General features: G+C 67.1%; 13 protein-coding genes. 4 read left to right on the forward strand and 9 right to left on the reverse strand.

Annotated features, from left to right (window positions below; translation table 11 throughout):
- Nucleotides 1–23: 23 nt before the first annotated feature.
- From ACPTTF_RS15095 to ACPTTF_RS15110, 4 genes are all read right to left on the reverse strand, one after another.
- The gene (locus ACPTTF_RS15095; RefSeq protein ID WP_423371617.1) at nt 24–647 is read right to left on the reverse strand and encodes a DNA-3-methyladenine glycosylase; all 624 of its coding nucleotides are present in this window, start codon (nt 645–647) and stop codon (nt 24–26) included.
- Complete coding sequence (gene mug, locus ACPTTF_RS15100; protein WP_423371618.1) at nt 634–1,182, reverse strand: G/U mismatch-specific DNA glycosylase; 549 nt, start codon at nt 1,180–1,182, stop codon at nt 634–636. The genes ACPTTF_RS15095 and mug overlap by 14 nt, the downstream gene beginning before the upstream one ends.
- A 120-nt stretch (nt 1,183–1,302) precedes the next feature.
- Nucleotides 1,303–1,860 (reverse strand): single-stranded DNA-binding protein, encoded by a 558-nt coding sequence (locus ACPTTF_RS15105; protein ID WP_059233184.1) that lies wholly within the window; start codon nt 1,858–1,860, stop codon nt 1,303–1,305.
- Between the two features lie 101 nt (nt 1,861–1,961).
- Nucleotides 1,962–3,149 carry an MFS transporter gene (locus ACPTTF_RS15110; RefSeq protein ID WP_166965016.1) on the reverse strand — a complete coding sequence of 396 codons (1,188 nt, stop codon included), beginning with the start codon at nt 3,147–3,149 and terminating at the stop codon, nt 1,962–1,964.
- A 264-nt stretch (nt 3,150–3,413) separates the two neighbouring features.
- Here ACPTTF_RS15110 and uvrA point away from each other — a divergent pair, with 264 nt between their 5' ends.
- Both uvrA and ACPTTF_RS15120 read left to right on the forward strand, forming a co-directional pair.
- Nucleotides 3,414–6,299: an excinuclease ABC subunit UvrA gene (uvrA, locus tag ACPTTF_RS15115; protein ID WP_166965018.1), complete on the forward strand. Its 2,886-nt coding sequence runs from the start codon at nt 3,414–3,416 to the stop codon at nt 6,297–6,299.
- A 252-nt stretch (nt 6,300–6,551) separates the two neighbouring features.
- The gene (locus tag ACPTTF_RS15120; protein WP_423371619.1) at nt 6,552–7,637 is read left to right on the forward strand and encodes an AI-2E family transporter; all 1,086 of its coding nucleotides are present in this window, start codon (nt 6,552–6,554) and stop codon (nt 7,635–7,637) included.
- A gap of 157 nt (nt 7,638–7,794) precedes the next feature.
- Here ACPTTF_RS15120 and purU read toward each other — a convergent pair whose 3' ends face one another.
- From purU to ACPTTF_RS15145, 5 genes are all read right to left on the reverse strand, one after another.
- Nucleotides 7,795–8,679 carry a formyltetrahydrofolate deformylase gene (purU, locus tag ACPTTF_RS15125; protein ID WP_166965022.1) on the reverse strand — a complete coding sequence of 295 codons (885 nt, stop codon included), beginning with the start codon at nt 8,677–8,679 and terminating at the stop codon, nt 7,795–7,797.
- Nucleotides 8,680–8,752: 73 nt separating this feature from the next.
- A complete protein-coding gene (locus ACPTTF_RS15130; RefSeq protein ID WP_166965024.1) occupies nt 8,753–9,619 on the reverse strand; it encodes an NUDIX hydrolase in 867 nt (288 codons plus the stop codon).
- 5 nt (nt 9,620–9,624) lie between these two features.
- Nucleotides 9,625–10,239, reverse strand: a complete 615-nt coding sequence (locus ACPTTF_RS15135) for a LysE family translocator (RefSeq protein WP_166965026.1) — start codon at nt 10,237–10,239, stop codon at nt 9,625–9,627.
- Between the two features lie 41 nt (nt 10,240–10,280).
- On the reverse strand, nt 10,281–10,847 hold the full coding sequence (locus ACPTTF_RS15140; RefSeq protein WP_011353218.1) for an adenine phosphoribosyltransferase: 567 nt from the start codon (nt 10,845–10,847) through the stop codon (nt 10,281–10,283).
- A gap of 82 nt (nt 10,848–10,929) precedes the next feature.
- The gene (locus ACPTTF_RS15145; protein WP_423371620.1) at nt 10,930–12,936 is read right to left on the reverse strand and encodes a cation:proton antiporter; all 2,007 of its coding nucleotides are present in this window, start codon (nt 12,934–12,936) and stop codon (nt 10,930–10,932) included.
- Between the two features lie 126 nt (nt 12,937–13,062).
- Here ACPTTF_RS15145 and kdsD point away from each other — a divergent pair, with 126 nt between their 5' ends.
- A complete protein-coding gene (kdsD, locus tag ACPTTF_RS15150) occupies nt 13,063–14,046 on the forward strand; it encodes an arabinose 5-phosphate isomerase KdsD (protein WP_166965030.1) in 984 nt (327 codons plus the stop codon).
- Complete coding sequence (locus ACPTTF_RS15155) at nt 14,046–14,582, forward strand: KdsC family phosphatase (RefSeq protein ID WP_011353221.1); 537 nt, start codon at nt 14,046–14,048, stop codon at nt 14,580–14,582. The genes kdsD and ACPTTF_RS15155 overlap by 1 nt, the downstream gene beginning before the upstream one ends.
- Nucleotides 14,583–14,585: the final 3 nt, after the last annotated feature.

The raw sequence follows: 14,585 nt of genomic DNA on the forward strand, positions 1-14,585 counted from the left end.
TGTGCGACCGGGCACGGTGCATATCAGCGGCGCGACACCGGCCCCGATACATACCGGTTGCCCGGCACGCTCCACCGCCACGGCAGATCCGTGCCGACGCGAATGCCGATGCGCGGCCCGCCCGCCAGACCGGCCGGCGGCGCGACGCCGTCGTCGACGATCGCGAATCCTTCGTGCGCGCCGATCAGGTCGACGCCATCCTGCGCCCCGCCGATCCCCATCGCCTGGGTCAGCCGCGCCGGCCCCCGGCACAGGTCGCGATCGCGCGTCTGCGGCGGCCGTACCGCGCGCATCCGTTCGAGCCCGTGCAGCGGTTCGAGCGCACGGATCAGCACCCCCGTTCCCGTGCCATCCGGGCCACACACGCAGTTGCAGCACCAGTGCATGCCGTAGGTGAAATAGACGTACAGGTGCCCCGGCGGCCCGAACATCGTCGCATTGCGCGGCGTCTTGCCGCGATAGGTACGCGCGGCCGGGTCGATCGCACCGGCATAGGCTTCCACTTCGACGATCCGCCCTGCCCGGCCGTCCGCGGTCGCGAGGATCTTGTTGAGCAGTTGCGGCGCGACGTCGGTGGCCAAGCGGTCGAAGAACGCGCGGGGCAGCACGGTGCCGGGCCACGGAAGCGCGGTTTTACTGCGCCGCATCCCGTCTCTCCGGTTGAAGACTGGAAACGGCCTTCGTGTGCAGGCGCAGCTGACGGTACGCGTCGACCAGATCGTCGAGGCCGAACGCGAGATTTCTCCCGCTGGGATTGGGCAGCACCCAGACGCTCGCCCCCTGCATGCGGGCCGGTTGCAACCCCCACCGGACTTCTCGCTGACCGGAAAGCGCCGAGTACGCCGCCTTGCCGAGAAAAGCGACGAAGCGTGGCCCATAACGCGCCACCTTTTGGTCGAACTCCGCGGCCGCGGCAATGAATTCCGCGCGCGAAAGCTGATCGGCACTCGCGGTCGGCCGCTTCACCACCGCCGTCAGGCCGCAGCCATGGCGGAGTATCGCGCGATCGTCCTGCGGGGAAATTTCCGCCGGCGTGAAGCCCGCGAGATGGATCACGCGCCAGAAGCGGTTGTTTCTCCCGGCGAAGTGATGCCCGGTCGCCGCCGCGGTCAGGCCGGGGTTGATCCCGCAGAACAGCACGTCGAGATGTTCTGCGATGAGGTCGGGAAGTTCGTCAGCCACGTTTTGCCTGGCGCGCAAGGAACATCGACGTAAACGAAAGAAGGCCCGAAGACCCGGGCCAAGCAACCGGCTTGACTCGGACATTCGGGCCCATCGCGATGCAGGGTACCGATTTGCCGATCAGAACGGGATATCGTCGTCCATCTCGTCGAAGCCGCCGCCTGCCGGTGCGCTCGGACGGCTCTGCGCGCCGCCGCCTGCACCGCCACGCGCCGCGCCGCCGGCACGGCCACCGCCGCCACCGCCGCGCTCCATCTGCTCGCCGCGACCACCGCCGCCACCACCACCATAGCCGCCGCCGTAACCGCCTTCGTCACCACCACCACCACCGCCGCCGCCCGCACCGCGACCGCCGAGCATCTGCATCTGGTCGGCGACGATTTCGGTCGAGTAACGATCCTGGCCGTCCTGGCCCTGCCACTTGCGCGTACGGATGCGGCCTTCGATATAGACCGACGAACCCTTCTTCAGGTATTCGCTGACGATTTCAGCCAGACGGCCGAAGAACGCGACGCGGTGCCACTCGGTCATTTCCTTGAAATCGCCGCTTGCCTTGTCCTTGTAGCGGTCGGTCGTCGCGAGACGGATGTTCGCAACCGCGTCGCCGCTCGGCAGGTAACGGACTTCAGGATCGGCGCCGAGATTGCCGACGAGGATGACCTTGTTGACGGATGCCATGTGTTTCTCCAGTAAATTCGATGCCGGGCCGCCGGCGCATATTGCCGGGACGGCCCGCCGGGCAAGCCGGCGAACGCCGCCGGTGCCTGCCCGAAGTGAGTTCAGGCCTTGCGCGGCGGCGCTTTCATGCTGGCCGCGATTATAAGCCACGCGGCAACGAGCCCCGAGCACGTGTAGAACACCGTGTTGGCGCCCCCGTGCTTCAGCAGCCAGCCGCCCACGATGCCGCCGAGCGCGAGCCCGATCGACTGCGTGGTGTTGTAGACACCCGTGGCCGCGCCCTTGCGCGAACCGGGCGCGAGCTTCGACACGAGCGACGGCTGCGACGCTTCCAGGATGTTGAAACCGAGGAAGTAGACGAAAAGAACCGCAGCCACAATCAGGATGGTATGCGGCGCGCTGCCCAGCAGCAATTGGCCGATCAGGATAGCCAGAATGCCGCCGAGCAGCACCGGCTTCATCTTGCCCCGTTTTTCCGCGACGATGATCGCCGGGACCATCATCACGAACGCGAGCCCCATCACCGGCAGGTAGACCTTCCAGTGCGCGGCGACCGGCAGGCCGCCGTCGACAAGCAGGCGCGGCACGACGAGGAACAGCGCCGTCTGCGTCGCGTGCAGCACCAGCACGCCGAAGTTCAGGCGCAGCAGCTCGACGTTGTGCAGCACCTCGGCGAACGGCGCGGGCACGTGTACGGGCTTCGCCGCGTCGGGCACGATCCACAGCACGACGCCGATCGCGAGGATCGACAGCACGCCGACGATCGCGAACAGCCCGCTCATCCCGACCCAGTGGAACACGATCGGTGCACCGACGATCGCGACCGCGAACGACACGCCGATCGAGCCGCCGACCATCGCCATCGCCTTCGTGCGGTTTTGCTCGGAGGTCAGGTCGGCGATGAACGCCAGCACCGCGGACGACACCGCGCCCATCCCCTGGATCACGCGGCCGACGATGATCCACGTGATGTCGTGCGCGGACGCGGCGACGAAGCTGCCGATCGCGAAGATCACGAGGCCCGTGGCGATCACCGGCTTGCGGCCGAACTTGTCGGACGCCCAGCCGTAGAAGATGTAGAACAGCGACTGCGTGACGCCGTAGGCCCCGAGCGCGAGGCCGACGAGCAGCACGTTGTCGCCGCCCGGGATGGTTTTCGCGTAGACCGAGAACACCGGCATGATCATGAACAGGCCGAGCATGCGCAGCGCGAAGATCGCCGCGAGCGACGTGGTCGCGCGCAATTCGGGCGCGGTCATGCGGGAAGACGTGGCAGACGGATTGGACATCGGGAATGAATTTCGAATGATCGGAATGTCCGCCCGACACCGGGCGGCGGAAGATCAGGACCAGCGGCCCGGGAGGCTTGGCGGGCGACACGTCGGGGCAGGATTCAGGCAGCCCGCAGGCCACCCGGAACCGCGCGGCGCGGCCGCATTCCCGGCGCAGGCGCCGCCCTGCTGCCACCTGCTGCTAAGGCTGGGGGCCCCAAACGACGGCCTCGAAAAGCCGTTATAGTAGCAGGTTTGGTTCCCTCCATTTTCGCCAGGTTCATGGAACAGATCCGTATCCGTGGGGCACGCACCCACAACCTGAAAAACGTCAATCTCGACCTGCCGCGCCACAAGCTGGTCGTGATTACCGGGTTGTCCGGGTCGGGCAAGTCGTCGCTCGCGTTCGATACCCTTTATGCCGAGGGTCAGCGCCGCTACGTCGAAAGCCTGTCCGCATATGCCCGCCAGTTCCTGCAGTTGATGGAGAAACCCGACGTCGATCTGATCGAGGGTCTGTCGCCCGCGATCTCGATCGAGCAGAAGGCGACGTCCCACAACCCGCGTTCGACCGTCGGCACGGTCACGGAAATCCACGACTACCTGCGACTTTTGTACGCACGTGTCGGCACGCCGTACTGCCCCGACCACGACATCCCGCTGGAAGCGCAGAGCGTGTCGCAGATGGTCGACGCGGCGCTCGCGCTGCCCGAGGAAACCAAGCTGATGATCCTCGCGCCCGTCGTCGCGAACCGCAAGGGCGAACACGCCGAGCTGTTCGAGGACATGCAGGCGCAGGGTTTCGTGCGCTTTCGCGTGCGCTCGGGCGGCGGCACCGCGAACGAAGGCGTCGCGAAGATCTACGAGGTCGAGTCGCTGCCGAAGCTGAAGAAGAACGACAAGCACACGATCGACGTCGTCGTCGACCGCCTGAAGGTGCGCCCGGACATGAAGCAGCGCCTCGCCGAATCGTTCGAGACGGCGCTGCGCCTCGCCGACGGTCGCGCGATCGCGCTCGAGATGGATACCGACCACGAGCACCTGTTCAGCTCGAAGTTCGCGTGCCCGATCTGCTCGTACTCGCTGCAGGAACTCGAGCCGCGCCTGTTCTCGTTCAACAACCCGATGGGCGCGTGCCCGGAATGCGACGGCCTCGGCCAGATCACGTTCTTCGACCCGAAGCGGGTCGTCGCGCACCCGTCGCTGTCGCTCGCCGCCGGCGCCGTGAAAGGCTGGGACCGCCGCAACCAGTTCTACTTCCAGATGCTGCAGAGTCTCGCGGCGTTCTACGAATTCGACATCGACGCCGCATTCGAGGACCTGCCGGAAAAGATCCGCAAGGTGCTGCTGTTCGGCTCGGGCAAGCAGACGATCCCGTTCTCGTACATCAACGAGCGCGGCCGCACGACGATCCGCGAGCACGTGTTCGAGGGGATCATCCCGAACCTCGAGCGCCGCTACCGCGAGACCGATTCGGTCGCGGTGCGCGAAGAGCTGTCGAAGTACCAGAACAACCAGCCGTGCCCGTCGTGCGAAGGCACGCGCCTGCGCCGCGAGGCGCGCCACGTGCGCATCGGCACGGGCGATTACGCGCGCGGCATCTATGAAATCAGCGGCTGGCCGCTGCGCGACGCGCTCGGCTATTTCGACGGCCTGTCGCTCGAAGGCGCGAAGCGCGAGATCGCCGACAAGGTGATCAAGGAAATCGTCGCGCGCCTGACGTTCCTGAACAACGTCGGCCTCGACTACCTGTCGCTCGAGCGCAGCGCGGAAACCTTGTCGGGCGGCGAGGCGCAGCGCATCCGGCTCGCGTCGCAGATCGGCTCGGGCCTCACGGGTGTGATGTACGTGCTCGACGAGCCGTCGATCGGCCTGCACCAGCGCGACAACGATCGCCTGATCTCGACGCTCAAGCACCTGCGCGACCTCGGCAATTCGGTGATCGTCGTCGAGCACGACGAGGACATGATCCGTACGGCCGACTACGTCGTCGACATGGGCCCGGGCGCCGGCGAGCACGGCGGCGTGGTGGTGGCCGAAGGCACGCCCAAGCAGGTGCAGTCGAACCCGCAGTCGCTCACCGGCCAGTACCTGCTCGGCAAGCGCACGATCGAGTATCCGGACGAACGGCTCGCGCCCGATCCCGAGCGGATGCTGCGCATTGTCGACGCGTACGGCAACAACCTGAAGCACGTCGATCTCGAACTGCCGGTCGGCCTCCTTACCTGCATCACCGGCGTATCGGGCTCCGGCAAGTCGACGCTGATCAACGACACGCTGTATCACGCGGTCGCGCGCCACCTGTACGGCTCGTCGGCCGAGCCGGCGCCGCACGAGGCGATCGAGGGCCTCGAGCACTTCGACAAGGTGATCAACGTCGACCAGTCGCCGATCGGCCGCACGCCGCGCTCGAACCCGGCCACCTACACGGGCCTGTTCACGCCGATCCGAGAACTGTTCTCGGGCGTGCCGACGTCGAAGGAGCGCGGCTACGATCCGGGCCGCTTCTCGTTCAACGTGAAGGGCGGCCGCTGCGAATCGTGCCAGGGCGACGGCGTGCTGAAGGTCGAGATGCACTTCCTGCCGGACGTCTACGTGCCGTGCGACGTGTGCCACGGCAAGCGCTACAACCGCGAAACGCTCGAAGTGCAGTACAAGGGCAAGAACATCAGCGAAGTGCTCGACATGACCGTCGAGCACGCGTACGCGTTCTTCAGCGCGGTGCCGGTCATTGCGCGCAAGCTGAAGACGCTGCTCGACGTCGGCCTCGGCTACATCCGCCTCGGCCAGTCGGCCACGACGCTGTCGGGCGGCGAGGCACAGCGCGTGAAGCTGTCGCTCGAACTCTCCAAGCGCGACACCGGCCGTACGCTGTACATCCTCGACGAGCCGACCACCGGCCTGCACTTCCACGATATCGCGCTGCTGCTGGAAGTGATCCACCGGCTGCGCGACCAGGGCAACACCGTCGTGATCATCGAGCACAACCTCGACGTGATCAAGACGGCCGACTGGGTGATCGACCTCGGCCCCGAAGGCGGCGCCGGCGGCGGCCAGATCATCGCGCAGGGCACGCCCGAGCAGGTCGCGAAGACGAAGGCGAGCTTTACCGGCAAGTACCTCGCGCCGCTGCTCAAGCGCGCGACCCGCAAGGTCGCGGCGGGCTGACGCTTCCGCCGTCCCTCCCCTCCCGCGCGCGGCCGCCCGGCCGCGCGCGTCCCTTTGCACCGCGCAACCGGCCTCCTCTCGTTTTCCCTTCTGCGTTTACACCATGCGCCAAACGGCCCCGTTGCGGACCATAATGGCGGCTATACTTTACGGTCGTAAGGTTCGCCGTACGCACCAATCCGGTGCGGTGTCGGGCGAACACGGCTCTGCCGCGCATTCCGCGGCATGACACACGAACGACAGGAATCCACGATGGAGAAGCAACCAGACTCGTCTCGCGATGCGCAGAATCGCGAACCGCACCTGCGCAGTGTGCGGCTGACGAGCGACTTCAGCCTGCCGAAGCTGTCGGCACTCGAGATCGGCAGCTATGTGTTTGCGATCGTCGCCATGTGGCTCGTGATCGAGCTCAAGCTGCTCGGCGGGCTGCTGGCCGGCCTGCTGGTCTACCAGCTGATCCACACGATCGCCCCCGTGATCGAGCGTCACACCACGAGCATGCGCGCGCGCTGGGTCGCCGTCGTGCTGCTGGCCATCGTGATCGTCGGCGGGCTGACAGGCCTGACGATCGGCATCATCGAACACTTCGAACGCACTGTACCGAACCTGCAAAGCCTGCTCGACCAGCTGATGCAGATCGTCGAGCGGACCCGCGCACGCACGCCGGCCTGGATCGCGAACCTGCTGCCCGTCGACGTCGAGCAGATGAAGACGAAGGCCGCCGTGCTGATGCACTCGCACATGGACCAGCTCCAGCAAAGCGGCAAGAGCGTCGCGCGCGGCTTCGGCCACGTGCTGTTCGGGATGATCATCGGCGCGATGATCGCGATCGGCGTCGAGCACGGCAAGGTGCGCCGGCCGCTGTCGACCGCGCTCGTCACGCGCGTGTCGCGCTTCGCCGACGCATTCCGCCGGATCGTGTTCGCGCAGATCAAGATCTCGGCGATCAACGCCGCGTTCACGGGCATCTACCTGCTCGTCGCACTGCCGATCTTCCACCAGCGGCTGCCGCTGTCGAAAACGCTCGTGCTCGTCACGTTCATCGTCGGCCTGCTGCCCGTGATCGGCAACCTGATTTCGAACACGCTGATCGTCGCCGTGTCGCTGTCGGTCAGCATGGGCACCGCGATCGCGTCGCTTGCGTTCCTCGTGATCATCCACAAGCTCGAATACTTCCTGAACGCGAAGATCATCGGCGGCCAGATCGAGTCGCGCGCGTGGGAGCTGCTGCTCGCGATGCTGATCATGGAAGCCGCGTTCGGGCTGCCGGGCGTGATCGCCGCGCCGATCTTCTATGCGTACCTGAAGCGCGAGTTGTACCTGCTGCGGCTGATCTGAAGCAGCCCGCGCGTCGAAAGCGAAAAAAACGCCGCGTCCCGTGAAGGGCGCGGCGTTTTTGTTTGTGGGGGCCGGCCATCCGGCGGCCGGCGATCCGGCGGCCGGCGATCCGGGGGCCGGCCGTCCGGCGGCCGGATCGCCGTGCCCCGCGGACGAATCAGCGGAACACGACCGTCTTCGTCCCGTTCAGCACGATCCGGTGCTCGACGTGCCACTTCACCGCACGCGCAAGCGTCACGCATTCGACGTCGCGGCCGATCGCGGTCAGTTGGTCGGGCGTCATGCTGTGATCGACGCGCTCGACTTCCTGCTCGATGATCGGGCCTTCGTCGAGATCGGTCGTCACATAGTGCGCGGTCGCACCGATCAGCTTCACGCCGCGGTCGAACGCCTGGTAGTAGGGCTTCGCGCCCTTGAAGCTCGGCAGGAACGAATGGTGGATGTTGATCGCGCGCCCGGTGAGCTGCTCGCACATGTTCGGCGACAGGATCTGCATGTAGCGCGCGAGCACGACGAGATCGGCCTGGTGCTCGTCGATCACTTCCAGCACGCGCGCTTCCTGCGCGGCCTTCGCGGCATCGGTCGAACCGCCGATCAGCGGGAAGTGATGGAACGGGATGTTGTAGCTCGCGGCGAGCTGGTAGAACTCCTTGTGGTTCGACACGATCGCCGGGATCTCGATCGGCAGCTGGCCGGTGCGATAGCGGAACAGCAGGTCGTTCAGGCAGTGGCCGATCTTCGACACCATGATCACGACGCGCGGCTTCACGGCCGCGTCATGCAGTTCCCAGCGCATCGAGAACTGCTCGGCGAGCGGGGCAAATTCCTTGCGAAGCGTGTCGAGCGCCGTCGCGGCATCCGCACCGCCACCGTCCTGCTCGAAGTGCACGCGCATGAAGAACTCGCTGGTGCGGCTGTCGCCGAACTGCGCCGAATCGAGGATGTTGTTGCTGCGCTCGAACAGGAAGCCCGAGACCGCATGGACGATGCCGTGCCGGTCGGGGCACGACAGTTTCAAGATAAAGCTGTGATCGGTCGGCATGACCGCTACTCCCTTTGTTTCCGTATTCGTCAAATTGCCCGTTCGCGCCGCCGGACTGCATGCGCGGCACGCGTCACGCGGCCGGTGCGAACAGTGCGTCGATGCCGGCCGCGTCGGCCGCCGGGATCCAGCGGTGGCGCAGCAGCGTATCGAGCGTCGCGAGGCTCGCATCCATCGTCGCGCGGCCGGCGCGCAGCCAACCGATCACCTCGGGCACGCCGGCCAGCAGGTGCTCGGCCACTTCGCCGTCCTGGTTGCGCGGCGCGAAGTCGCGCGGCAGCGGCAGGTCGTACACGAAGATCAGTTCGGACTGCGTGCCTTCCGGCAGCGAGCACAGTACCTGCACCGCGCGGCCCGCGATCGCGCGCGCGGCCAGTTCGGCGGGAATGCCGGCTTCTTCCCAGCACTCCTTCGCGAGCGTCTCGTGAACGCCCAGGCCCCAGCCGATCCCGCCCGCGACGACGTTGTCGAGCATGCCGGGGTCGGTTGCCTTGGTCTCGCTGCGGCGGCCGAGCCACATCTGCGGGGCGGCCGCGGCGGGCGGCTCGCCCGGCGCAACCGCATATTCTACGATGCCGTTCAGATGCACCGCGTAAGTCTGCGTGCCAAAGAAGCGCGACGCGGCGCGCTCGATGTACGCGAGCGGCGGATCGTCGAAGCGGTTGCGGATCGCGTAGATCTCGTCGCGCCAGCCGGGAATCGCGCCTTCGGCCGCGAGCGCGCCGATCGCGCTCGCCAGTGCCATGCTGCGCGCGTCGACCGAGTCGTAGCGCGCCGACAGCACGACGCGCTCATCGGTCAACTCGAACACGTCGGGCCAGCGGGCGAGCATCGCGACGTCCTGGCGGCGCACCCAGCCGACCGCCTGGCCGGCAATCTCGAAACGCAGGTGCGCGGCCGGATCGAAACGGCGCGCGGCCGCAATGCACGGAAACGTCATCGCCATCAGTCCTTCAGCGCCACGCGGATGCCGATCGCGATGAACGTCACACCGGCGATCCGGTCGAGCCACACGCCGGCCTTCGGGCGGCGCTTGAGCCACGCGCCGATCATGCCCGCGCCGACGCCGAACAGCGAAAAGACCGCGGCCGTCTGCAGCATGAACAGCGCGCCGAGTTCAAACATCTGCAGCGTCACGCTCTGGCCGCCGTGCGGATCGACGAACTGCGGCAGGAACACGACGAAGAACAGCGTGACCTTCGGGTTCATCAGGTTGCCGACCACGCTCTGCCGGAAGATCGTGCCGAGCGGCTGCGGCGGACGCTCATGCGCATTCGCGAGGCCCTGGCTGCGCAGCGCCTTGATGCCGATCCACACGAGGTACGCGGCGCCCGCGAGCTTCAGGATCTCGAACGCGACCGGCGACGAACGCAGCACGGCCGCGACGCCGAGCGCCGCGAGCGTCGTGTGGAACAGGATCCCGGCGGTGAAGCCGAGCGCGGCGACGAAACCGGCCGCGCGGCCCTGCGAGATGCCGCGTGCGAGCACCTGCAGGTTGTCGGGACCCGGCGCGAACGTGATCGCGATCGACGTGGCGAGAAACAGCATGAAGTTGGGCATCGTGACCTCGCTGTGTAACGTGGATTCAGGCGGGCCGGCGTTCAGTGGCCGGCGAATTCGGTGACGGTGTAGACCGGCAATCCCGCATTGCGCAGCAGCGCCGAGCCGCCGAGATCGGGCAGGTCGATGATCGCCGCACCTTCGACGACCTCCGCGCCGAGCCGCTGCAGCAGGTTGCGCCCCGCCATCATCGTGCCGCCGGTCGCGATCAGGTCGTCCATGATGATCACGCGGTCGCCGGGGCGGCACGCATCTTCATGGATCTCGACCGTCGCGCTGCCGTATTCGAGGTCGTACGATTCCGAGCGCGTCTTGTACGGCAGCTTGCCCACCTTGCGGATCGGCACGAAGCCGACGCTCAGCTCGTACGCGACGATCGGCGCGATGATGAAGCCGCGCGCGTCGAGGCCCGCGACATAGTCGAGCTTCGCATCGACATAGCGCTCGACGAACAGGTCGACGAGGATGCGCAGCGCCTTCGGGCTCTGCAGCAGCGTCGTAATGTCGCGGAACATCACGCCCGGCTGCGGCCAGTCGGGCACCGTGCGGATCTGGCTGTGGATGAAGGCGACCGGATCGAGCGGTGCGCCCGACGACGAATGCGGCATGAAACTCTCCGAAAAAAACGGTGCGCGAAGATCGGGCACCGTTTCGAATAAATACGGGTCAGGTTATCAATCCAAGCCCGGCTCAGGCAGCCGCGGCAGGCGGATCGCGCCGATGGCGCGACAACCGCTCCTCCGCGAGCGCGAGCGCCTCGGGCAGCCCGCGCAGCACGACGATGTCGCTCGCGCGCAGCTTGGTCTGCGGATCGGGTTCGACGCCGCGGATGCCGTGCCGGCGGATCGCCGTGACTTCGAGCCCGAGTGCATACAGCCCGAGTTCTTCCAGCGAACGCCCGACCGCGTCCGCGCGCGCATCGACCGGCACCGATTGTAGCCGCACCTGCTCGTGGTCGTCGTCGTCCGTGTCGTCCGCGCCGCGGAAATAGCCGCGCAGCAAGCTGTAGCGCGCGTCGCGCATTTCCTCGACGCGCCGCACGACCTTGCGCATCGGTACGCCCACCAGCACCAGCGTGTGCGACGCAAGCATCAGGCTGCCCTCGACGATCTCCGGGATCACCTCGGTCGCGCCGGCCGCGAGCAGTTTTTCGAGATCGGCATCGTCGACGGTGCGCACGATCGCGGGCAGCGTCGGCTCGAGTTCGTGTACGTGATGCAGCACGCGCAGCGCGGACGGCGTGTTCGCATAGGTGATCGCCACAGCCGCCGCGCGGTGGATACCGGCCGCGAGCAGCGACTCGCGGCGCGCCGCGTCGCCGAACACGACCGATTCGCCGGCCGCCGCGGCCGCACTCACGCGATCGGGGTCGAGGTCGAGCGCGACGTACGAAATGCCTTCCTGTTCGAGCATCCGCGCCAGGTTCTGGCCCGCGCGGCCGTAGCCGCAGATGATCACGTGGCCGCGCTGCTTGAGGCTTTGCGTCGCGATCCGCGTCATCTGCAGCGACTGCTGCATCCATTCCGTCGACGACAGCCGCATCACGATCCGGTCGGCGTTCTGGATCAGGAACGGCGCGGCGAGCATCGACAGCAGCATCGACGCGAGGATCGCCTGCAGCAGCGTCGAATCGACGAGGTGCCGGTCGAGGATCAGGTTCAGCAGCACGAAGCCGAATTCGCCGGCCTGCGCGAGCCCGATGCCGGTGCGCATCGCGACACCCGGCGTCGCGCCGAACAGCCGCGCGAGCCCGGTGATCATCGTGGCCTTGAACAGCACCTGGCCGACGAAGAAGCCGAGCACGAGCAACGGATGCTCCCAGATCACGCGCGGATCGAGCAGCATCCCGGTCGTCACGAAGAACAGGCCGAGCAGCACGTCGCGGAACGGCTTGATGTCCTCCTCCACCTGGTGGCGGAACGGCGTCTCGGAGATCAGCATCCCCGCGATGAACGCGCCGAGCGCGAGCGACAGGCCGAACTTGTCGGTGATGAACGCGGCGCCGAGCGTGACGAGCAGCAGGTTCAGCACGAACAGCTCCTGCGAGCGGCGCCGCGCGACGACGTTGAGCCAGCGCGTCATGAAGCGCTGCCCGATGACCAGCAGCAGCGTGAGCGCGATCACGATCTTCACGGCCGCGAAGCCGAGCGTGATCGCGAGGTCCTTCGACGATTCGGCGCCGAACGCGGCGATCACGATCAGCAGCGGCACCACCGCGAGATCCTGGAACAGCAGCACGCCGAAGATGTTGCGGCCGTGCTCGGTCTCGATCTCGAGCCGCTCGGCGAGCATCTTCGACACGATCGCCGTCGACGACATCGCGAGCGCGCCGCCGAGCGCGATGCTGCCCTGCCACGTGATGTGCACCCAGTGCTCGAACAGTATGCCGAGCACGAGCGCGAGCACCAGCGTCGCGACCACCTGCAGCAGCCCGAGCCCGAACACGAGCCGCTGCATCGACCTCAGCTTCGCAAGGGAGAATTCGAGGCCGATCGAGAACATCAGGAACACGACGCCGAATTCCGCGAGGTGCTCGGCGCGTTCGAGATCCGCCGCGATCCCGAGCGCATGCGGGCCGACCAGGATGCCGACGGTCAGGTAGCCGAGCATCGGCGGGAGGTTCAGCGAACGGAACACGACGACGCCCACCACTGAAGCCAGCAGCAGCATGAGCGTCATTTCGAGCGGGGAAATCACGGGCAAAGCGTCCTCGTTCGTCGGGGCCACCGCAAAGCGGACACGGTGGCGTAGCGTGGGATAGGCAACTTCGGACGAGTCCGAAGGCCCGGCGCGGCGAACAAACGCCTTTGCTATACTCCGCGCATGATAGCGAAAATCAATGACAACCGCGCGCTCGCGCTCGCCCGCGACGTGCTCGACATCGAGGCGGACGCCGTGCGCGCGCTGCGCGACCAGCTCGACGGCGACTTCGTCCAGGCCGTCGCGCTGCTGCTCGGCTGCCGCGGCCGCGTGGTGGTTTCCGGAATCGGCAAATCGGGGCATATCGCCCGCAAGATCGCAGCAACGCTGGCGAGCACCGGCACGCCGGCCTTCTTCGTGCATCCCGCCGAGGCCAGCCACGGCGACCTCGGGATGGTCACCTCCGACGACGTCTTCATCGGCATCTCCTATTCCGGCGAATCCGAAGAACTCGTCGCGATCCTGCCGCTCGTGAAGCGGATCGGCGCGAAGCTGATCGCGATCACGGGCCGCGCGGAGTCGAGCCTCGGCACGCTCGCCGACGTGAACCTGAACGCCGCGGTCTCGAAAGAGGCCTGCCCGCTGAACCTTGCGCCCACCGCGAGCACGACCGCCGCGCTCGCGCTCGGCGACGCGCTCGCCGTTGCCGTGCTCGATGCACGCGGCTTCGGTTCGGAAGATTTCGCGCGCTCGCACCCGGGCGGCGCACTCGGCCGGCGCCTGCTCACCTACGTGCGCGACGTGATGCGCTCGGGCGACGACGTCCCGTCCGTCGGGCTCGACGCAACGCTGTCGGATGCGCTGTTCCAGATCACCGCGAAGCGCCTCGGCATGACCGCCGTGGTCGACGCCGGCGGCAAGGTCGTCGGCATCTTCACGGACGGCGACCTGCGCCGCGTGCTCGCGCGCGACGACGACTTCCGCACGCTGTCGATCACCGACGTGATGACGCGCGACCCGCGCACGATCGCACCGGATCACCTGGCAGTCGAGGCCGTGGAACTGATGGAGCGCTATCGGATCAACCAGATGCTGGTGGTCGATGCCGACGGCGCGCTGATCGGCGCGCTGAACATGCACGACCTGTTTTCGAAGAAGGTGATCTGATGAGCGCAGCGCTGACTGCGGCCGAACGCGCGAGCCGCGTGAAGCTGATGATTTTCGACGTCGACGGCGTGCTGACCGACGGCGGCCTGCTGTTTACAGCGGCCGGTGACACGATGAAGTCGTTCAATTCGCTCGACGGCCACGGCGTGAAGCTGCTCGGCGAAGCCGGCATCGCAACCGCGATCATCACGGGCCGCCGCTCGGAAATCGTCGCGGCACGCGCGAAGGAAATGAAGATCGCGCACCTGTTCCAGGGCGTCGAGAACAAGCTCACCGTATTCACCGACCTGATCGCATCGCTCGGCCTCACCGCCGACCAGTGCGGCTACATGGGCGACGACTGGCCCGACCTGCCCGTGATGCTGCGCTGCGGCTTCGCGACGGCCCCCGCGAATGCGCACCCCGAGGTGATCGCCCGCGCGCACTGGGTGGCCGAGGCCCGCGGCGGCCAAGGCGCCGTGCGCGAAGTCTGCGACGCGATCCTGCGCGCGCAGCGCCGTTACGACGCGCTGCTCGCGGCCGCCTGCGGAGCCTGACGG

Origin of the sequence: Burkholderia crassaminum (assembly GCF_964265005.1) — a bacterium.
In the GTDB taxonomy this organism is placed as follows: domain Bacteria; phylum Pseudomonadota; class Gammaproteobacteria; order Burkholderiales; family Burkholderiaceae; genus Burkholderia.